General features: G+C 69.1%; 17 protein-coding genes and 1 tRNA gene. 9 read left to right on the plus strand and 9 right to left on the minus strand.

Annotated elements, in window-relative coordinates:
* The first annotated feature begins 141 nt into the window (after positions 1 to 141).
* Positions 142 to 2,670, plus strand: coding sequence for an ATP-dependent Clp protease ATP-binding subunit (locus KEC57_RS13250; RefSeq protein ID WP_229385111.1), 2,529 nt, complete (start codon positions 142 to 144; stop codon positions 2,668 to 2,670).
* Positions 2,671 to 2,746: 76 nt separating this feature from the next.
* Here KEC57_RS13250 and KEC57_RS13255 read toward each other — a convergent pair whose 3' ends face one another.
* The 4 genes from KEC57_RS13255 to KEC57_RS13270 are packed head-to-tail and all read right to left on the minus strand — an operon-like array spanning position 2,747 to position 10,517.
* Positions 2,747 to 3,748 (minus strand): zinc-binding metallopeptidase family protein, encoded by a 1,002-nt coding sequence (locus tag KEC57_RS13255; RefSeq protein WP_229385112.1) that lies wholly within the window; start codon positions 3,746 to 3,748, stop codon positions 2,747 to 2,749.
* Positions 3,749 to 3,760: 12 nt separating this feature from the next.
* Positions 3,761 to 4,651 (minus strand): transglutaminase family protein, encoded by an 891-nt coding sequence (locus KEC57_RS13260; RefSeq protein WP_308187604.1) that lies wholly within the window; start codon positions 4,649 to 4,651, stop codon positions 3,761 to 3,763.
* Positions 4,648 to 7,164 (minus strand): circularly permuted type 2 ATP-grasp protein, encoded by a 2,517-nt coding sequence (locus KEC57_RS13265; RefSeq protein WP_229385114.1) that lies wholly within the window; start codon positions 7,162 to 7,164, stop codon positions 4,648 to 4,650. The genes KEC57_RS13260 and KEC57_RS13265 overlap by 4 nt, the downstream gene beginning before the upstream one ends.
* A gap of 26 nt (positions 7,165 to 7,190) precedes the next feature.
* The gene (locus tag KEC57_RS13270) at positions 7,191 to 10,517 is read right to left on the minus strand and encodes a transglutaminase family protein (RefSeq protein ID WP_229385115.1); all 3,327 of its coding nucleotides are present in this window, start codon (positions 10,515 to 10,517) and stop codon (positions 7,191 to 7,193) included.
* Positions 10,518 to 10,589: 72 nt separating this feature from the next.
* Here KEC57_RS13270 and KEC57_RS13275 point away from each other — a divergent pair, with 72 nt between their 5' ends.
* The 5 genes from KEC57_RS13275 (at position 10,590) to KEC57_RS13295 (ending at position 13,782) form a co-directional block, all read left to right on the plus strand.
* On the plus strand, positions 10,590 to 11,093 hold the full coding sequence (locus tag KEC57_RS13275) for an amino-acid N-acetyltransferase (protein ID WP_229385116.1): 504 nt from the start codon (positions 10,590 to 10,592) through the stop codon (positions 11,091 to 11,093).
* A 91-nt stretch (positions 11,094 to 11,184) separates the two neighbouring features.
* Positions 11,185 to 11,892 (plus strand): hypothetical protein, encoded by a 708-nt coding sequence (locus tag KEC57_RS13280; RefSeq protein ID WP_229385117.1) that lies wholly within the window; start codon positions 11,185 to 11,187, stop codon positions 11,890 to 11,892.
* A gap of 245 nt (positions 11,893 to 12,137) precedes the next feature.
* Positions 12,138 to 12,548 (plus strand): dehydrogenase, encoded by a 411-nt coding sequence (locus KEC57_RS13285; protein WP_229385118.1) that lies wholly within the window; start codon positions 12,138 to 12,140, stop codon positions 12,546 to 12,548.
* 278 nt (positions 12,549 to 12,826) lie between these two features.
* Positions 12,827 to 13,300, plus strand: coding sequence for a nuclear transport factor 2 family protein (locus KEC57_RS13290; RefSeq protein WP_229385119.1), 474 nt, complete (start codon positions 12,827 to 12,829; stop codon positions 13,298 to 13,300).
* Between the two features lie 5 nt (positions 13,301 to 13,305).
* The gene (locus KEC57_RS13295; RefSeq protein WP_229385120.1) at positions 13,306 to 13,782 is read left to right on the plus strand and encodes a MarR family winged helix-turn-helix transcriptional regulator; all 477 of its coding nucleotides are present in this window, start codon (positions 13,306 to 13,308) and stop codon (positions 13,780 to 13,782) included.
* Positions 13,783 to 13,791: 9 nt separating this feature from the next.
* On the opposite strand, the gene radA is transcribed toward KEC57_RS13295, so the two are convergent.
* Both radA and KEC57_RS13305 read right to left on the minus strand, forming a co-directional pair.
* Positions 13,792 to 15,162, minus strand: a complete 1,371-nt coding sequence (gene radA / locus KEC57_RS13300; protein WP_229385121.1) for a DNA repair protein RadA — start codon at positions 15,160 to 15,162, stop codon at positions 13,792 to 13,794.
* Between the two features lie 107 nt (positions 15,163 to 15,269).
* Positions 15,270 to 16,223 carry an L-lactate dehydrogenase gene (locus KEC57_RS13305; protein WP_229385122.1) on the minus strand — a complete coding sequence of 318 codons (954 nt, stop codon included), beginning with the start codon at positions 16,221 to 16,223 and terminating at the stop codon, positions 15,270 to 15,272.
* A 185-nt stretch (positions 16,224 to 16,408) separates the two neighbouring features.
* Here KEC57_RS13305 and KEC57_RS13310 point away from each other — a divergent pair, with 185 nt between their 5' ends.
* Positions 16,409 to 17,245, plus strand: a complete 837-nt coding sequence (locus tag KEC57_RS13310) for a class II glutamine amidotransferase (RefSeq protein WP_229385123.1) — start codon at positions 16,409 to 16,411, stop codon at positions 17,243 to 17,245.
* A gap of 54 nt (positions 17,246 to 17,299) precedes the next feature.
* Positions 17,300 to 17,389 (plus strand) — tRNA-Ser (locus KEC57_RS13315).
* A gap of 680 nt (positions 17,390 to 18,069) precedes the next feature.
* Here KEC57_RS13315 and KEC57_RS13320 read toward each other — a convergent pair.
* Both KEC57_RS13320 and KEC57_RS13325 read right to left on the minus strand, forming a co-directional pair.
* Positions 18,070 to 18,315, minus strand: a complete 246-nt coding sequence (locus KEC57_RS13320; protein ID WP_229385124.1) for a putative antibiotic biosynthesis monooxygenase — start codon at positions 18,313 to 18,315, stop codon at positions 18,070 to 18,072.
* A 14-nt stretch (positions 18,316 to 18,329) separates the two neighbouring features.
* Positions 18,330 to 18,479, minus strand: a complete 150-nt coding sequence (locus KEC57_RS13325) for a hypothetical protein (protein WP_229385125.1) — start codon at positions 18,477 to 18,479, stop codon at positions 18,330 to 18,332.
* 82 nt (positions 18,480 to 18,561) lie between these two features.
* Here KEC57_RS13325 and KEC57_RS13330 point away from each other — a divergent pair, with 82 nt between their 5' ends.
* The gene (locus KEC57_RS13330) at positions 18,562 to 19,161 is read left to right on the plus strand and encodes a helix-turn-helix domain-containing protein (RefSeq protein WP_229385126.1); all 600 of its coding nucleotides are present in this window, start codon (positions 18,562 to 18,564) and stop codon (positions 19,159 to 19,161) included.
* 285 nt (positions 19,162 to 19,446) lie between these two features.
* Here KEC57_RS13330 and KEC57_RS13335 read toward each other — a convergent pair whose 3' ends face one another.
* Positions 19,447 to 20,088: a hypothetical protein gene (locus KEC57_RS13335; RefSeq protein ID WP_229385127.1), complete on the minus strand. Its 642-nt coding sequence runs from the start codon at positions 20,086 to 20,088 to the stop codon at positions 19,447 to 19,449.
* Positions 20,089 to 20,181 lie beyond the last annotated feature (93 nt).

Below are 20,181 nucleotides of genomic sequence, written 5' to 3' on the forward strand. Positions count from 1 at the left end.
CGAGCCGACGGATGCCGCGACTACGGCGGCACCCGCGGTATGCCCACGGCGAACACGGGCATGCCGCCCCCGGCCGCTCGTTACCCTCGTTGTAAGGCGCCGTGGGCTCAGCAGACCCGCAGCACCCTGGAGGAGTGAACGATGTTCGAGAGATTCACCGACCGTGCCCGTCGTGTGGTCGTCCTCGCCCAGGAAGAGGCGAAGATGCTCAACCACAACTACATCGGCACCGAGCACATCCTGCTCGGGCTGATCCACGAGGGCGAGGGAGTCGCCGCGAAGGCGCTCGAGTCCCTCGGCATCTCGCTCGACGCCGTGCGCGAGCAGGTCCAGGACATCATCGGCCAGGGCCAGCAGCAGCCGACCGGGCACATCCCGTTCACGCCGCGCGCCAAGAAGGTGCTCGAGCTGTCGCTGCGCGAAGCGCTGCAGCTCGGCCACAACTACATCGGCACCGAGCACATCCTGCTCGGCCTCATCCGCGAGGGCGAGGGAGTCGCCGCCCAGGTGCTGGTCAAGCTCGGCGCCGACCTGAACAAGGTGCGCCAGCAGGTCATCCAGCTGTTGAGCGGGTACCAGGGCAAAGAGCCCGCGGGCGTCGCGACCGGCGCGGGTGAGCAGGCCCAGGGCACCACGCAGGGCGGATCGCAGGTTCTCGACCAGTTCGGTCGCAACCTCACGCAGGCCGCGCGCGACAACAAGCTCGATCCCGTGATCGGGCGCGAGAAGGAGATCGAGCGCGTGATGCAGATCCTCTCGCGCCGCTCCAAGAACAACCCCGTCCTCATCGGCGAGCCCGGTGTCGGAAAGACCGCCGTCGTCGAGGGCCTCGCGCAGGCCATCGTCAAGGGCGATGTGCCCGAGACCCTCAAGGACAAGCAGCTCTACTCGCTCGACCTCGGCTCGCTCATCGCCGGGTCCCGCTACCGCGGTGACTTCGAGGAGCGCCTGAAGAAGGTCACGAAAGAGATCCGCACGCGCGGCGACATCATCGTGTTCATCGACGAGATCCACACCCTCGTGGGTGCCGGTGCCGCCGAGGGTGCGATCGACGCCGCTTCGATCCTGAAGCCGCTCCTCGCACGCGGTGAGCTGCAGACGATCGGTGCGACCACGCTCGACGAGTACCGCAAGCACTTCGAGAAGGATGCCGCGCTCGAGCGTCGCTTCCAGCCGATCCAGGTCGCCGAGCCGAGCCTGCCCCACGCGATCAACATCCTGAAGGGGCTGCGCGACCGCTACGAGGCGCACCACAAGGTGCAGATCACCGACGGCGCGATCGTCGCCGCGGCGAACCTCGCCGACCGGTACATCTCGGACCGGTTCCTCCCCGACAAGGCGATCGACCTGATCGACGAGGCCGGCGCACGCCTGCGCCTCAGCATCCTGTCGAGCCCGCCCGAGCTGCGGGAGTTCGACGAGAAGATCGCGAAGGTCCGCGAGCAGAAGGAAGTCGCCTCCGAGGAGCAGGACTTCGAGAAGGCCGCATCGCTGCGCGACGAGGAGAAGTCCCTGCTCGCAGAGCGCCTGCGCCTCGAGAAGCAGTGGCGCTCGGGCGACGTCGCGACGCACGCCGTGGTCGACGAGGGCCTGATCGCCGAGGTGCTCGCACAGGCCACCGGCATCCCGGTCTTCAAGCTGACCGAAGAGGAGTCGAGCCGTCTGGTCTTCATGGAGAGGGCGCTGCACCAGCGCGTCATCGGCCAGGAAGAGGCGATCGCCGCGCTGTCCAAGACGATCCGCCGTCAGCGTGCGGGTCTGAAGGACCCGAAGCGTCCGTCGGGTTCGTTCATCTTCGCCGGCCCCACCGGTGTCGGAAAGACCGAGCTCGCCAAGGCGCTCGCCGAGTTCCTCTTCGACGACGAGTCCGCGCTGATCTCGCTCGACATGTCGGAGTTCGGTGAGAAGCACACCGTCTCGCGTCTGTTCGGTGCCCCTCCGGGATTCGTCGGATTCGAAGAGGGCGGCCAGCTCACCGAGAAGGTGCGCCGCAAGCCGTTCTCGGTCGTGCTGTTCGACGAGATCGAGAAGGCCCACCCCGACATCTTCAACTCGCTCCTGCAGATCCTCGAAGAGGGTCGTCTGACCGACGGTCAGGGACGCGTCATCGACTTCAAGAACACGGTCATCATCATGACGACCAACCTCGGTTCGTCGGCGATCGCCGGCGGTCCGGTGGGGTTCCAGGTCGAAGGCGACACGACCACGACCTACGAGCGGATGAAGGGCAAGGTCAACGAAGAGCTCAAGCGTCACTTCAAGCCCGAGTTCCTCAACCGCGTCGACGACATCATCGTCTTCCCGCAGCTGAGCAAGGACGAGCTGCGACAGATCGTGGGCCTGTTCACCAAGCGTCTGGGCGAGCGCCTGCTCGACCGCGACATGACGATCGAGCTGTCGGATGCCGCGAAGGACCGCCTCATCGAGATCGGCTTCGACCCGGCGCTCGGCGCCCGGCCGCTGCGTCGTGCGATGCAGCGCGAGATCGAGGACCAGCTCAGCGAGAAGATCCTGCACGGCGAGCTGAGTGCCGGCGACCACGTGAAGGTCGACGCGGAGAACGGCGAGCTCGTCTTCGAGCACGGTCCGCGCGGCGAGAAGGTCGCGGTGGGCGTCGTGCACAACGGCGAGATCACGGTGACGCCCGACCTCGCGATCACCTCGGACTGAGTCCCCGGGTCACCGAGACCCGACCGAACGAAGAGCGGATGCCCCGGCATCCGCTCTTCGTCGTTCCCTGCCCGTTTCAGGCGGTCGCCGGCCGGAGCCCGGCGACGAAGTCGAGCTTGTCGAGCACGATGTCGGCGAGCACGAACGGGTACAGGTCGTCCTTGCCCATCGCGCGGTTGACGAGGTTCAGCGCGGTGGACAGCGGCACCCAGACGGCGGTGACGAGGTCGCGGAATCGCGCACGGCCCACGAGATCGGCGGGGGTCACCAGTCCATACGACACCGCGGTCTCGATCGTGTCGCAGATGTGGAGGTAGTGCGCCCACGTCTCGGCGAAGTCCTCGTAGGGGTGCATCGTGGCGTACGACGAGATGTAGGCGAGGTTCCAGTCGGGGGGCGGCCCTTGGGCGTAGTACCGGTCGACGGACGTCTGGTAGTCCGCGGTCTCGTCGCCGAAAAGCTCGCGGCACCGCCGGATCAGGTCCGGATCTTCCGAGCGCTCCACGAGCTGCCACTCGTAGTAGTGGCCGACTTCGTGGCGGAAGTGCCCGAGCATCGTGCGATACGGCTCGGCCAGCTGCCGCCGCACACGTTCGCGATGCGAGTCGTCGCCCTCCGCCAGATCGATCGTCACCACGCCGTCGGCGTGCGCGATCATGACCTGTTGCCGCGTCGACGACAGGAGGTCGAAGGCGAGGCCGTCGACCGCATCGTCCCCCTTGCCCACGACCGGGAAGCCGAGCGCGTCGAGTTCGGCGATGAGATGACGTTTGGCACGCTCGGCGAGCGGGAACGCCGCCAGGCCCTGGGCGTCGGAGTCGGCGGGACGCGTGCGGGTGAGGTCGCAGCTGAAGCACTGGCCGCCCTCGAGCTGCGCGAGCCACGTGCACCCCGACAGGCTCAGGTTGCGGCAGACGTGCCAGATCCAGCCCTCGGCGTCGACGTAGACGCCGGCGAGGTCGACCGGAACGATCTCGCGCTCAGCACGCGAGTACCCCAGTCCCGTGCCGCACGAGACGCACACCGAGTTCTCGAAGTAGAGCGGGTTGCCGCAGACGCGGCATCGGTACGCCTTCACCGCGCCAGCCTGTCACACCTCGGCCGGCTCGAGCGGCGCGACGTCGACCGAGACCCGCAGCGTCGACTTCTTCGCCTTCGTGTAGATGATGCCCTTCACGGGCGATACGTCGCCGTAATCGCGACCCCACGCGACCGTCACGTAGCGGTCGTTCGCCCACTGGTCGTTCGTGGGATCGATGGCGAGCCATTCTCCGGACACGGGCATCCAGACCGCGAGCCAGGCATGCGAGGCGTCCGCGCCTACGACGCGCTCCTTGCCGGGCGGCGGTTTCGTCGCGAGGTAGCCGCTCACGTATCGCGCCGCGATGCCGTGAGCCCGCAGGCACGCGAGGGCGAGATGCGCGAAGTCCTGGCAGACTCCGGCGCGCTCGCGCATGACGTCCGCCACGGTGCTCGTGACGGTCGTCGCGGTGCTGTCGTAGGTGAAGTCCGCGTGGATGCGGTGCATGAGATCGGTGACGGCCTCGCCGATCGGCCGACCGGGAGTGAGGGATGCCGCGGCGTACGCGGTCGCGTCGGCGACGTGCGCCGCACGAGCCGACTCGAGCGCGAACTCCACCGCACGCCACGCGTCGGGCGCGCCGCTGTCGATGAGCGGCCGGGAGCTCTCCCATGGCTCGGCCAGCGCCGCCGCGTCGTAGGTCGGCGACTGGACGACGACCTCGCTCGTCGCCTCGATCTCGAGACGGCTGTGCGGCTCGGTGACGTGCAGGAACGTCGACGAGTTGCCGAAGTAGTCCACGTCGCGGTTCATGTCGCTCAGCGACGGCGTCACGACGACTCCGCTCGAGAGCACCTCCTGCCACGGCAGGGGGCGAGGGATGAGGTGGAACAGGCCCACGCTGTCTTCCACCGGGCGACTGTAGGTGTAGGTGGTGCGGTGCGTGACGCGGTACCTCACGCGATCGCCCCCATCTCCTCGATGAGCGCCAGGGACGACAGCGGGATCGGCGGCGGACCCGCTTCGAAGTGCTGCTGGTCGATCGCCTCGGCGAGCTGTTCGAGCTGGGCGACCGTCTCGGCGAGGAAGGCCTCGAGCTCGTGGCGCCGGTCTTCGGTGGTCGCCACGAGCGCGTAGACGTCGGTGTGGGCGACCTCCTGCTCGAGGTGCTCGAGCAGCCGCTCGGGTCGCGTCGAGCCCGTCGAGAGGGGGGCCGCGGCCAGGTGCCCGCGAAGCGCTGCGAGAGAGAAGGCGAGCGAGCGCGGATTGTCGCGGTCCAGCAGCAGGAGCTCGAGCGCGTCGGCGGTGCGCACCGACCCCCGGTAGCGCCGGCGATGCGTGACGATGCTCTCGGCCGCGGTCAGCATCGTCTCGAGCACATCGCGGTCGGCGCGGGAGGCGCGGCGATCGAGTGTCGTGGCGGCCAGCAGCTGGCAGATCTGCAGCGACCTCTCGAGCCAGCGCCCGCCTTCGATCATGTGCCAGCCGGCATCCCGCATCATGCTCGCCGTCACCCCGTGCAGCGACAGGATCGACGTCAGCATGCGCCCGCCCGACTCGGCGGTGCGATGGGCTCGGGGCGACGAGCGCAGCGCCTTGCCCGCGCGCTCGACGCCCGAGAACACTCGCCAGGTGTCGCCCGAGAGTTGGTCGCGCACCCCCTCGAGCGCGTCGCGGAGGCGCGCCATGGAGTGGGCGGCCGAGCCGCGCCGGTCGGCGTCGAGCAGCAGTGAGCGGAACTCGTCGTCGGGATCGGTCCAGCGCGACCCGGCCAGGCGCTGCAGCGCTCCGAGCATCACGCGGACGCTCTCGGCCGACCCTTCGCGGGGACGGTGGCCCCCGGCCTGGTCGAACTGGGCCTGGGTGGTCAGCAGCAGTCGCAGGAGGTCTTCGGTGCGCTCGGCGTACCGGCCCGCCCAGAACATGTCTTCGAGGGCGCGCGGCGACAGCGAGGGCACGGTGCGACTGAACGGCATCGGCGCGATCTCGGCCAGACCCTGGTCGGCGTCGGTGTCGGTGCCCTTGAGCACCCAGACGTCCTTCGTGGTGGGCGGGGCCTCGGGGCCCTCCTGGACGGTCGCGAGCCCTCCGATGAGAGGACGGTACGCCGAGCCGTAGCGCAGCGTGAAGGCGCGGAACAGGACGGGCCGCGCATCTGCGTAGCCGCTGCGTCCCCACACCGGCGCCTGCGAGAGGGGGAGGAGGTCCTGCCCCACGTAGCGATGCGGTGCGGCGGCGATGCGCTCGGCGAGCTCTTCGGGACGCAGCCCCGCGACCGAGGCGCGCGGGCGATCGATCGGGCGGACCACGAGGGCGTCGTCCCCCGCGGCGAGGCGCGCGAGCACGGCGGCGCGGTCGTCGGGATCGCCGCACCACCACGTCGGGACGCCGGGAAGGCGCAGCTGCTCGCCGAGCAGCCGCTCGCAGATCGCGGGCATGAAGGGCAGCAGCGCCGGGTTCTCGAGCACGCCGGCGCCCAGCCCGTTGACGAGCCGCACGCGACCGCGCCGCACCGCTTCCGCGAGGCCGGCCACTCCCAGGCGCGAGTCCGCGCGGAGTTCGAGCGGATCGCACCATTCCGCGTCGACGCGGCGCACGATCACATCGATCCGCTCGGTCGGGATCGCGCGCGGCCATCCCGCGGGCTTCGTCCACACCCACCCGTCGCGCACGACGAGGTCGCTGCCCTGCACGAGCGGGAAGCCTAGAGCGTTGGCGAGGAACGCCTGGTCGAAGGCCGTCTCGGAGTGCGTGCCCGGAGACAGCACCACGATGCGCGGTTCGGAGAGCTCGTCGGCGGCCGAGCCGAGCAGGGCCGCGCGCAGAGCCGCGAAGTACGGCTCGACCCGGTGCAGGTCGCCCTCCTGGTAGAGCTCGGGGAGCACCTGCGAGATGACGCGGCGGTTCTCCATCGCGAAGCCGAGACCGGACGGCGCCTGCACGCGGTCGGCGAGCACCCGCCATTCGCCGTCGGCGTCGCGGCCGAGGTCGGTGCCCGACAGCAGCAGCGGCTGGGGGTCGAAGGCGCTCTCGCGCGCTGCCGGGCGTGCGAATCCCGAGTGGCCGAACACGACCGCCGACGGCACGACGCCGGTCGACAGCAGCGTCTGGGCGCCGTACAGATCGGCGAGGATGGCGTTGAGCAGCTCGGCGCGCTGCGCGAGGCCGACCTCGAGCGGCGCCCACGTGGCCGCGTCGATGACGAACGGCACGGGATCCAGCTTCCAGGGCTGGGGACCCGCCCCGGGGGTGACGTACGTCACACCGTCATCGGCGAGGAAGCGCGTGATCTCGCCTTCGACGCGGTGCAGCTCTTCGGGGGTGAGCGCGAGAGCGACGGACGCCATGGCCTTCCACGCGGGGCGGAGACCGCCGTCGGGAGACACGACTTCGTCGTAGCGGGCGACCGAGGCGAGGGCGAGGGCGCCCTCGAGTCCGGACGGCGCGATCAGCGGCAGTGTCGCCTGGGACACAGCCGTCGCATAATCGCGCAGCACCGTCACGCCTCTGGAGCCCTCCGAAGATCCAGCGTACGGGGATAGTCGGGGCTCGCCGCGCGGCGGCCTGCTTCGCGGGCGCCCGCAACGTCGAATTCCCCGGCGGTGTGGCCCCGGGGTTCGAAGCGTCCCGAGCGGCGCGCTTCGGCCTCGTTCGCGTTGATCGGCGGGTTGTCGTAGGCCCGTCCCCCGGGGTGGACGACGTGGTACGTCGCGCCGCCCAGGCTCGTCGCCGACGCGATGTCGACGACCTCGAAGGTGAGCGGTGCGTGGACCTCGATCGACGGATGCAGCGCCGACCACGGCTGCCACGCACGGTAGCGCACGCCGGCGTAGTACTCACCGGAGTGCCCGGTCGAGGTGAGCGGCACCTCGACCCCGTTGCACGCGACGAGGTGCTTCGCGGGGTCGATGCCGTGCACCTTGAGCTGGACGCGTTCCACGGAGGAATCGACGTAGCGCGCTGTGCCCCCGGCCGTGGCCTCTTCGCCGAGGACGTGCCACGGCTCGATCGCCTGGCGCAGCTCCAGCTCGATCGTCGCTCCTCCGCCGCTCGAGGCGAATCCCGTCCAGCCGCCTTCGTCCGTGGCACGCGCGGGCGTGGACGGCGTCGCCGCGATCCGCGCCACACCGATCCGCGGGAACCGGAATTCGGTGAACGAGTCGAGCCAGGTCTCTTCGAAGGCGATGCCGTGCGCACGCAGGTCGGCGACCACTTCGCCGATGTCGCGGACGGCGCCCTGCGGCAGGAGGAAGTCCTCGTGCAGCGCCGTCCCCCAGCGCACCAGCGGAGCGGTGAGGGGCTTCTCCCAGAACATCGCGACGAGGCTGCGCACGAGCAGCGCCTGCACGAGTGCGAGTTGCGGATGCGGGGGCATCTCGAAACCGCGCAGTTCCAGCAGACCGAGCCGCCCGCGACTGGAATCGGGGCTGTACAGCTTGTCGATGCAGAACTCGGCGCGATGAGTGTTGCCGGTGAGGTCGGTCAGCAGGTGGCGAAGGGCGCGATCGACGATCCAGGGGCTCGGGTCATCGGACGTGTCGGCGGTGAGGCGACGGATCTCCTGCAGGGCGATCTCCATCTCGTACACCGCCTCGGGACGACCCTCGTCGAACCGGGGAGCCTGGCTGGTCGGACCGATGAAGCGCCCGGAGAACAGATAGGAGAGCGACGGATGCCGCTGCCAATAGGTGATGAGGCTCGCGAGCAGATCCGGCCGGCGCAGCAGCGGGGAGTCGATGGGCTGCGCGCCCCCCAGTGTGATGTGGTTGCCGCCTCCGGTGCCGGTGTGGGTGCCGTCGAGATCGAACTTCTCTGTCGACAGCCGCGCCTTGCGCGCCTCGTCGTACAGCGTGAGGGCGAGGTCGCGCTGATCCGCCCACGACGAGGTCGGCTGCACGTTGACCTCGATGACCCCCGGATCGGGCGTGACGATGAGCTGCAGCAGGCGCGCGTCCGGCGGGGGCCCATAGCCTTCGATCACGAGGCGGGTGGAGGTGTCGGCCGCGCCGCGTTCGATGACATGGAGGAGGTCGGCGTAGTCGTCGAGCTCTTGCACCGGCGGCAGGAAGACATGGACGTGCCCGTCACGGGCCTCGAAGGTCAGCGCCGTCGTCACGCCCGTCTCGGGTGCGGTGACCTCGACCGTACGAATGCCGGGCTCGAGCGGCGGCCCGGCTTCGAGGTACGACGGCTCTCCGGGCCACTCCGGATCGGTCCACGCGATGGAGTCCAGCGGCAGGCGCAGCCCCACGGCGCTGGTGCCGGGCGAGAGCACGAGGCGTCCGCGGCGGAACCTCCAGGCGGGGCTCTTCCATGCCTCGCCGGTCGCGAGCGGGAGCACCCAGCCGGTCGCGGTCTTGACATCCCGGTCGAGCGCTGCGACATCATCGGGGTCGAGGTCATCGCTCGGCGGACGCTCACCCGCGGGCTTTCGGACGTCGGCGGCGAGGGCGGCGAGGGGATCCTCGAACGCAGCGAGCAGCTGGGTTCCCGGCAGCCCGAGCAGCTCGGTCACGCGCCGGGCGAGAGACTCCGCGTGCGCCGTGGCGCCGGTGTCGCTCGCCTGTGCCCAGGGGTCGGCGAGCAGCGACGGGTCGTGCCAGAGGGGCTCGCCGTCGACGCGCCACTGCAGCGCGATGTTCCATCGCGGGAGCGGCTCGCCCGGGTACCACTTGCCCTGGCCGCGGTGCACCACGCCGCCGCGCGCATAGGTCTCGCGCAGGCGCTCGGCGAGCACGCTCGCCAGCGCGCGCTTCTCGGGTCCGTCGGCGTCCGTGTTCCACTGCGGGCTCGTGGCGTCGTCGAGCGCGACGAACGTCGGCTCGCCGCCGATCGTGAGCCGCACGTCGCCGCGGCGCAGGCGCTCGTCGACCGCCTCGCCCACGGCATCGATGCGCTGCCACTGCGGGTCGGTGTACGGCTTGGTCGTGCGGGGATCCTCGTGCACGCGCCGTACCTCGTTGCGGAATGAGAACGTCACCTCGGCAGGCTCCGTCGCACCTTCGATGGGGGCGGCACTGGAGGGATGCGGCGTCGCGCTGAGCGGGATGTGCCCCTCGCCCGCGAAGAGGGCGCTGGTCGGGTCGAGTCCGACCCATCCGGCGCCGGGGATGAACACCTCCGCCCAGGCGTGCAGGTCGGTGAAGTCCGCCTCGGGTCCGCTGGGGCCGTCGAGGGCCTTCTGGTCGGAGGCCAGCTGCACGAGGTAGCCCGACACGAACCGGGCGGCGAGCCCGTACTGGCGCAGCAGGCTCACGAGCAGCCACGCGCTGTCTCGGCACGAGCCGATTCCCGAGGCGAGCGTGTGGTCGGGCGTCTGCACGCCCGGCTCCATCCGCACGCTGTAGGCCACGTCGCCGTTCACGGCGCTGTTGAGGCGAGCGAGGAAGGTGACCGTGGGGATGCCGTCGGCCGGGAGTGCGGGGAGGGCATCCCGCCAGACGGCGGCCTGCGCGCTGTCGTCGACGGGGCGCAGGTACGGGGCGAGGTCGGCGGCGAGGCTGGGATCGTAGGTGAAGGGGAAGCGCTCGGCGTAGTCCTCGATGAAGAAGTCGAGCGGGTTGATCACCATCATGTCGGCGACGAGTCCGACGGTGATCTCGAGCCGGCTGACCTTCTCGGGGAAGACCACGCGCGCCAGCCAGTTCCCGAACGGATCCTGCTGCCAGTTCAGGAAGTGGTTCTTCGGACTGATGTCGAGCGAGTAGGCCTCGATGGGGGTGCGAGCGTGCGGCGCAGGTCGCAGCCGGATGACGTGAGGCGCGACCGAGACGGGACGCGCGAACTCGTAGCCGGTGTAATGCTCGAGCGCGACTTTGATCGACATGACCACAGCCTGGTGCACGCGCGTTGCGGATGCGTTACGGGAACCTCCGCGGCGCGCAATAGGCTGAGATCCGTGAGCACGTTCACGGTCCGCCCCGCACGCACGCGCGACGTGCGCGGCATCCAGGAAATGCTGGAGCCCTTCGTGCAGCGGCGCATCCTTCTCGGAAAGGACCTGGTCGTCCTCTACGAGGCGACGCAGCAGTTCCTCGTCGCCGAAGACTCCGAGGGCAACCTCGTCGGGTGCGGCGCACTGCACGTCATGTGGGAGGACCTGGGCGAGATCCGCACGCTCATCGTCGTAGACGAGTGGCTGCATCACGGTGTGGGCCGCGGGATCGTCGAGGGGCTCGAAACGAACGCCCGCACGCTCGGGCTGTCGCGGCTGTTCTGCCTCACGTTCGAGGTGGACTTCTTCTCCCGGCGCGGGTTCTCGCCGATCGGCGAGCAGGTCGTCGATCCCGACGTCTATTCGCAGCTGGTCCGCTCACCCGACGAAGGCGTCGCAGAGTTCCTGGACCTCGCGCACGTGAAGCCGAACACCCTCGGCAACACGCGCATGATCAAGAGCCTCTGACCCTTCAGGCCTCTGATGGGCCGCACCGGCGGGACGCGGCATCCGGGCGTGCCGAACCGGTAACCCGCACACCTCGGCTTACCCTGGCACCATGACCGGCACAACTCCGCGACGCCGCCACTCGCCGGCGGTGTACCGGCGTCGTCGTATCGTGCTGCTGCTCGGGATCCTCGTGCTCGCCGGAGTCGTCTGGCTGCTGATCTCACAGCCCTGGTCCGGCGCCGCCTCCGAGGGGTCCGACGAGCCGGCGGGCCCCGTGGGCCAGAGCACCGCGACCGCGCTGCCGGTTCCGACGTCGCCGTCCGAGCCCGACCCGTCGCAGACCGGAGCGGTCGAGGGTGCCGTCGTCGAGGGCAGCGACCCCTCGCCATCGTCATCGGCCGGCCCGACCGCGCTGCCGTGCGTCGCGAGCGAGATCTCGGTCGAAGCCGTCACCGACCAGACGACCTATCAGGCCGACCAGAACCCCCAGTTCTCGATCCGGCTCACCAACAACGGCGCCGACTGCACGCTCAACGTCGGCACCACCGCCCAGTCGTTCACCGTCGTGAGCGGCAGCGACACGTGGTGGCGGTCGACGGACTGCCAGAGCGAGCCGAGCGACATGGTCGTGCTGATCGGCGCAGGCCAGACGGTTTCGAGCGCGGCACCGCTGTCGTGGGACCGCACTCGCTCCGCCGTCGGGACGTGCGATGACCAGACTCGTCCACGGGCGCCGGGGGGCGGCGCCTCGTACCACCTGTCGGTCGAGATCGGCGGGATCTCGTCCTCCCAACCGACCCAGTTCCTGCTGTACTGACGACGATCTTGTCCCCCGAAGGGGGGACAGAACTCCGTTTTGCATCGGCGTATCCTGGGCCTCAGCTCCCGTGGCAGTCGGCTCGGAGTGCTGTCCCCAGCAGTAGTCTCGGTCCCCAACGAGCAACTTCGTAGTCCCCCGGTGAGCAGGGGTCCTCTCGAGCCGCCCACAGCGGGAAGGCGCGGGAGGACCGTGCGCGCAGACCCGTGCGGCTCCGTGCGGCCCGGCGGCTTACGCTGGAAGGCGTGGCTACCGGAAAGAAGCGCGCGAAGAAGCAGGAACCCCTCGAGTTCCGAAACACGCAGCTGAGCGACGCCCTGCAGACGCAGGACATGGCGGCCGTCGCGTTCGCGCTGCGGCACGGGCCGACCGTGGTTCCGCTGATGCGTTCGGGGCAGCGCGACAATCCGCTCGATGTGGGCGAGGTCTGGACCTACCGCGATCCGAGCACCGGCGACATCGCCCTGCTGCTGTTCAGCGACGCCACCCACAAGCCCGAGACGCTCCCGCCCGGTGTCGCCCTGCAGTCTCCCGCGTGGCTGCGCGCCTTCCTCGGTGCGCACGAGGACGAGATCACCACCGTCTTCTTCGATATCGCCGGGCCGCATCCGCTGCAGGCCTCGCCCGCTGACCTGATCGCCGCGCTCGACGCCTGATCGCCGCACTCGATCTCGAACTCTCCCAGGTTCGGCGACACTCCGGCACGCGCCGCACCAGGCGGACCGGTCTTTGGCACGCTCGCGTGATGGACTACCTCGTGGTCGGCGTCGTGTGCGCCGCCGGACTCGTGATCCCCGTCGCGCTCGGCGTGATCCAGATGCGTGGCAGACGCCGTCCCGGCGGACGCTGAGCGGATCCCTTGCGTGAAGTCGGGAACGGCGTATCGTTGGATTAGCCAACGTTGGCGTTTCCAATGAAAGCATGGGAGTTCACGATGACCACGACCACCATCCCCGCGCATCCCGCGGGCTTCGCCTCGCTGACCTTCGAAGACCGGGCGGCTCTCACCGATCTGGTGTCGCACCTCGGCGCGGCGCTCGATGAGCATCGCTTCGACACGCTGCGCGAGCTTTTCACCGAAGACGCCACCGCCACGACGCCCGGCGGTGCGGCCGAAGGCCGGGACGACGTCGTCGCGCAGGCGACCCGCAACCACATCGGCTTCACACGCCTGCATCACGTCATGACGAACGTGCTCGTCGAGCCTGTGGAAGCCGGTGATACGGCATCCGAGGTCGCTCGCACGGCGAGAGTGCGCGCGAATCTCACCGCCCGCTTCGCCCACGACGACGGTGTCCCGGTGCTCACGCTCGGCGCCGTGTACCGGCTCGGCGTGCGTGAGACCGCCGGGAGGTGGCGCATCGCAGAGCTGCGCGTCACGCCGGTCTGGCGCACGGCGTCGGCGTGACCGCCATGACTCAGCCCGATGGCATGCGGCCGCAGGCGATGCCGCCCCGTCGTCTCGCCGAGCTTCCGAGCTGGCTGCTCAGCCGAGCGGCGGGAGTGGGGGCGGCCGTCGTGGGCGACGCGCTCGCGGTGCACGGGATGCGCCGCCATCACTTCTCCGTGCTCCACTCTCTGGCCGAGAACGGATCGGTGAGTCAGGCCGAGCTGGGGCGGCGACTGGGCATCGACCGCAGTGATCTGCACGCCGTGCTTCGCGAGCTCGAGGCATCCGGGCTCATCGTCCAGGCTCCCGACGAGCGGGATCGGCGCCGCAACACCGTGTCGATCACGTCACGCGGACACGCGCGGCTCGGCGAACTCGATGACGCGATCGATGGGGCGCAGCGTGAACTGCTCGCCCGTCTCGACGATGCAGAGCAAGCGGAACTCAGCCGGCTGCTGCGCACTCTGCTCGGCCCCGCGATCGGCGGCTCGGAGAGCTGACCGCGCCACTCAGAACTCGGGGATGTCGTCGCCGGGGCGATCCTTGGTTCTGGCGCGCACGTCGTCGAGGGCTCCGCGGAGTCGGCCCGAGCGATCATCGATGAGGTCGCGGTAGCCGAGCCTCGCCGCCTCGCTGCGCCGCTGCGCGGCCTGGGTGACCGGGCGGATCTCACCGGCGAGGCTCAGCTCACCGATGGCCGCGATGTTGCGGGGGATCGCGCGGTTGCTGACGGAACCGGCCACCGCCAGGGCGATCGCGAGGTCTGCTGCCGGTTCGGTGAAGCGCACGCCGCCGACGGTCGAGACGTAGACGTCCTTGTCGGAGGTGCGGATGCCCGCCTTCTTCTCGAGCACGGCGAGCACCATCGCGACCCGTGCCGCGTCGACACCGTTGACGATGCGACGCGGATTCGGCGCCTTCGTCTCGATCGCCAGCGCCTGCACCTCGACAGGCAGAGCGCGGCGCCCTTCGAGGGCGATGGCCACGCACGTACCCGGCTCGGTGCTGCCGTGACCGAGGAACAGCGCACTCGGGTCGGACACTTCGGCGATGCCCGCGCCGGTCATGTCGAAGCAGCCGACCTCGTCGGTCGGGCCGAAGCGGTTCTTGAGCGCGCGCACGAAGCGCAGCGAGGTCTGCCGGTCGCCTTCGAACTGACAGACGACGTCGACGAGGTGCTCGAGGATGCGGGGCCCCGCGATCGATCCGTCCTTCGTGACGTGACCGACGATGATCGTCGGGATGCCGCGATCCTTCGCGATGCGGATCAGCGTGGCCGCGACTTCGCGGACCTGAGACGGATGCCCCGCCATGCCCTCCGACATCGCCGAGGACACCGTCTGCACGGAGTCCACGATCAGCAGCCCGGGCTTCACCTCGTCGACGTGACCGAGGATCGTCGCCAGGTCGGTCTCGCTCGCGAGATAGAGCTCGTCGTGCAAAGCTCCCGTGCGCTCGGCCCGCAGCCGCACCTGTGCGGTCGACTCCTCTGCGCTCGCATAGAGCACTCGGCGCCCGGATCGCGCGGTCTGCGCCGCGACCTCGAGCAGAAGCGTCGACTTGCCGACGCCGGGCTCACCCGAGAGCAGGATCGCCGCCCCGGGCACCAGGCCGCCGCCCAGCACGCGATCGAACTCGCCCACGCCGGTGGTGCGCCGAGGGGTGTCGGTGGTGTCGATGTGGGTGATGGGCCGTGCGGCGCGTCCTGCGCCCGGCGCCACGGGCGCGATCGCGCGGGTGAGGCCGGTGGACTCGGATGCCTCGACCACCGTTCCCCACTGCTGGCACTCGCCGCAGCGCCCGACCCACTTGATCGCGGTCCAGCCGCACTCCGTACACCGGTACGGGGCGGTCTGGGTGGGTCGTCGGGTGGCGGCCATGGATCGAGCGTACGGCGGCCCGGCGACATCGGGCCGTCGGCTCGCTCGGGACGGCGGGCGGGGTCTGCCCGATCAGGGGCGCCGCGACGAGACCTGCCGCGCAGGGCTCAGCCGCGGAGCGAGTCCGCCACCTGCCGCAGGGCTTCGGCGGAGCGGTGGAACAGCTCGAGCTCGCGCGGGTCGAACTGCGTCTCGCGGATCGGCACTGCTCCGGCAGCACTGACCACCGCGGGAACCGAGAGGGCGACGCCGTCGACCCCGTGGAAGTCGCGGAGCACGGCCGAGACGGGCATGACCGCGCGCTCGTCGTTCAGGATGGCCTCGATGATGCGCGCGCTCGACAGGCCGATCGCGTAGTTGGTCGCACCCTTGCCCTGGATCACCTTGTAGGCGGCATCCCGCACGTCGATGGCGATCTGGTCGAGCTCCTCGACGGTCATGCGATCGCCGCGCGGGGTGACCCACTCGAGGATCGGCACGGTGCCGATCGTCGCCTTCGACCACAGCGGAAACTCGGTGTCGCCATGTTCGCCCACGATGTAGGCGTGAACGCTGGATGTCGAAACCCCGGCGCGCTCGCCGAGGTTCCACCGCAGGCGGGAGGTGTCGAGCACGGTGCCCGACGCGAAGATGCGCTCGGGCGGCAGGCCGGTGTCCTCCTGCGCGAGCACGGTCAGCACGTCGCAGGGGTTGGTGACGATGACGTAGATCGCGTCGGGGGCGACGCTCAGCAGCTGCGGCATCATCTTCTTCATGATCCCGGCGTTGACGCCGGCCAGCTCGATGCGCGTCTGCCCGGGATTCTGCTTGGCCCCCGCAGTGATCACGACCACGTGCGAGCCCTCGACGACCCACAGGTCGCTGCCGCCGATGATGTCGCTGGTGCCGGTGAACTGCGTGCCGTGTGCGAGGTCGAGCACCTCGGCCTCGGCCTTCTCGGTCGCGATGTCGTACAGGGCGACGTGGCGGGCGGACCCGCGGATCAGCGCGGCATACGCGGCGCTCGAGCCGACGCTGCCGGCTCCGACGATGGTGACTTTCGAGTTCTCGATGACGGCCATGCCGCCAGTCTGGCAGGCCCCGCCGGGACGGTGCGACGGTGGATCGCCGGGAGAAACCCGCGAGCAGCGGAGTCGAATGGATGCTCTGTCACGGCATCCCTCCCGCGGGCGCCGTCACGCGCCTACGATGACGAGTGCATCGTCCTCGGACGTGCCTCGCCGCCGAGCTCTCAGGAGGTCACGAGATGTGCCGCTGGCTGGCCTACACCGGAGAGCCGCTGCAGCCCTCCACCCTCATCCTCGACCCGCAGCACTCGGTCGTCGCGATGTCGCTGAACTCCCCGCTCGGCGCCGAACCCGTCAACGGCGATGGCTTCGGGTTCGGGTGGTACTCCGACGGCGCGTCCCCGGGCGCCCCGCCCTCGCTGTTCCGCAGCATCGAACCGGCCTGGAACGACCAGAATCTGCGGGAGATCGCCCAGGCCGTGCGCAGTCCGCTGTTCTTCACTCATGTGCGGGCTGCGGCAGGACCGCCTATCCAGCAGACGAACTGCCATCCCTTCCGCCACGAGCGATGGCTGTTCATGCACAACGGCGCGATCTCGCGGTTCGGGCTGATCAAGCGCGACCTCGTGCTGGCGGTCGATCCCGCGCTGTATCCGACCATTCAGGGCACGACGGACTCCGAAGTGCTGTTCCACCTCGCGCTCACGTTCGGGTTGACCGACGATCCGGTCGCCGCGGTGGGAGAGGCGATCCGACTGGTCGAGTCGGCGGGGCATGGCGCCGGCGTGCAGTTCCCGATGCAGGGGACGATCGCGGTGTCGGACGGGACCACGCTCTGGGCCTTCCGCTACTCGTCACAGGGGCGCTCGCGATCGCTCTTCCACTCGACCGACATCCCGACACTGCGCGGAATGTACCCCGACGCCGAACGCCTTTCGGCGTTCGGCGACCACGCCCAGGTGGTCGTCTCCGAGCCGCTGAACGACCTTCCCGGCGCCTTCGTCGAGGTGGGGGAGTCCACGGTCGCCGTCCTCGACGGATCCGGGTACCACCACCGCCCGTTCCTGGCCGCGTGATCGGGCGGCAACCTCGATTCGCGGCATCCGCTCGCGTGTCGTAAACTCGACGACGGTGACGTGTCCGAGCGGCCGAAGGTGCAACACTCGAAATGTTGTGTAGGTTCACCCCTACCGTGGGTTCAAATCCCACCGTCACCGCCAGCTTGGAAGCCCCGAGATCCCTTGTAAACACTGGGATGTCGGGGCTTTTGCCTTTCCCGGAAGAGGCTCGTGGGAAAGAAATGAGAAAGAACGTTCCCGAGGACCGCTGTCATGTCTCAGGACATCGGTGACAGTTCCCGGGTAGCGTGTTCTCGGTCGCAGCGCGAGGTCAACCAGTGGCAGCATGGTCCTGGCAAAGCTTCGCTTTGACGGTGACCTTCCAGCCTCGCTCAACCAATGGCCACTCGACATGTCCGTCAATGGGAGCCTGGGCGCGCAGATTGGTGCTCAGCTGCGTAATGTACCTGGGTCGCTGGGAGCGCGCCCTGTTTCGTCGTTCTCGGCGTTGTATGCCGCCACCAGGTCGGACAGGAATCGGGACGGGTCGTTGTCGCTCTATTCAAGGGAGAGACCCACCCGGCGCTGAGGCCGGGATCCGCGCGCCGGCGATCGGCGACCCACTCGCTGAGCGCCGGGGTCTTTCCGAATCCGGCGGGTGCAGACACGAAAGTGAGCGTGTGCCCGGCGTCGACGCCTGCGTTGAGCTACTTGATAAGGCGGGGACGGGACAGGGCGTCGCAGCGCGGTGGCGGAACCTAGAGCTTGGTCGCCAGAACCGGCATCGCCAAGTGCTCGTCCGAGGGACGCGCCCGATCAAGCCCCGACCCTGGATGTGGACCTCACCGACGCGCGGTGCGGATCTTGCCGTAGATCCGCATCAGCTGCGGGACGACAAGGTATACCGCGACCGGGACCACAACCACGGACAGCACGAACGCGCGCAGCACCGGGTTCCAATCCGTGGCGAACGGAGCGATCGCGAAGAACCCGAGGGTCACCAGCGGGAAGATGGCGAGCCAAGTGATGACTGCTCGCGCGTGGATCGAAGGTGGGTTGACTGCGGACGTCTTGACGGTTGATGACATGGTGGAGCTCCTCATCAGAGTCGTGCTGGTGATCGTGCCGCGGTCGCGGCATTGAAGTCGTATTGCAGAAGCCATCCGTTGATGGCGATGGCGCTGGCGCTTCCCGCTCCTGCGGCGGTGATTGCGCCAACAACCACAACATCACTGTTCGTCACGTTGATCACCTCTTAACCGAACGTTGCCACCTGACCCGCCCGCGGTGAGACTTCTGTTGCCGAAACCGGAACAGGGTGGTTGGCTGTGCGTGTGAGCACTTCACAGCGGGTCGCAACAGAGCTGAGCCAGATTGCCCCCAGGCTGCGGCACGCACGCCAGAAGAAGAACGTCACGCTCGACGAACTGTCGAAGGTCACGGGCATCTCGAAGAGCACTCTGTCGCGACTTGAATCGGGTCAGCGCAAGCCCAGCCTCGAGCTGCTCCTGCCGATCGTCGCGGCGCTCGCACTGCCATTGGACGAGATCGTCACCTCACCCAGGATTGAAGACCCCCGGGTGCCGCAGCGGTCGATCCGGGCCGACGGTCGAACCCTAACTCCACTGTCCACCCACCACGGCGAGCCGCAGGCCTACAAGATGACCATCTCCGCGACCGACCGCACCCCTGTTCTTCGCGCGCACGCGGGATACGAATGGATCTACGTGCTCTCCGGACGATTGAGACTGGTCCTCGGCGAACACGACATCGTCATGGCTGCCGGGGAAGCTGCCGAGTTCGACACCAAGAACCCACACTGGTTCGGCTCAGCCGGCACCGGCCCAGTCGAGCTGCTGAGCATGTTCGGCAAGCAAGGCGAACGCATCCACCTCAGAGCCCGCTCGACTCCGGCGGCGAAATCCGGCGCGTAGCGCTCGCCAGGTGCAGTCGTTCACGACGCGCGGCTTCTGGGGAGTGCCCGGGTCGACGAACTTGATCATGCACAGGAAGTTGAATCCGGGGCTTTCCGACCCAGACGGATGAGAGATCGAACCTCTTTGGGTTCAAATCTCACCCGTCACCTCATTCCTTTGCATAGAGCGGGCACGATTCAGGCCGACCCGGTCGGCTCGGGCAGCGGTCGGCCGATCACTGATCGGGCACTCAGATAGCGCGATCGAGAGCCGCCCGATGGCGTAAAGACTCGTGCGGTCGAATCAGCCACCCGGTCCGACCGGATCGATCGGAGCACCATCACCGTTCTCAGGCACATCCCCACGCTCGACCGGAACCTCGGGAACCTCGGGAAGGTCGGAGAAGAGCAGTTCGAGTTCGGCGTCCGTCGGAACGTGCACGGCCTTCGCGGCTGCCAGGAGATCCGCGGGCGAAGCGTCGTTCGTCCCGGTCACGCGGATCAATACACCGTCTGCGACCGCGATGTACTCGTGGACGATGCCGCCAGATCGGTGCCAGATGCCACCCTCGTCGGTGCACGTCACCCCTTCGTCGGGTGCTTCCCACAGCGGCGTCTCCACGCACGACGCCGCCGTCATTTCGCCGCTATCGGTGCGGATGGTCACCATCGCCCCTGTGGTCTCGTTGAACCAGGTCGCCGACATCCCGTCAGCGGCACCCGTCCCGACGGACTGCGGCGCCAGATCGTAGCCGTCCACCTCGGTTGTGTACACGAGTTCGGGCGCGATGCCGACGGCGCTCGCGCGCTCAGCGATCGACTCCGGGTCAGCGGCCCCCCTGCCCGGCGCCCCCGATGCGCATCCGCCGAGCGACACGGTGACGAGTGCGATGAGGACACTCACGGCCGCTGGAGCTCCCGCGCGGAGTGGGTGTGTTCGAGCCATGAGAGCATCCTTCCGCAGCCGCAGGGCCTGCGCACGCATCCAGTCCGCAGCGAGCGGCCCATGTCCCCGGTGCGTGCGACGATCCGCAGGACG

Origin of the sequence: Microbacterium allomyrinae, assembly GCF_020682705.1 — a bacterium.
GTDB lineage: Bacteria > Actinomycetota > Actinomycetes > Actinomycetales > Microbacteriaceae > Microbacterium > Microbacterium allomyrinae.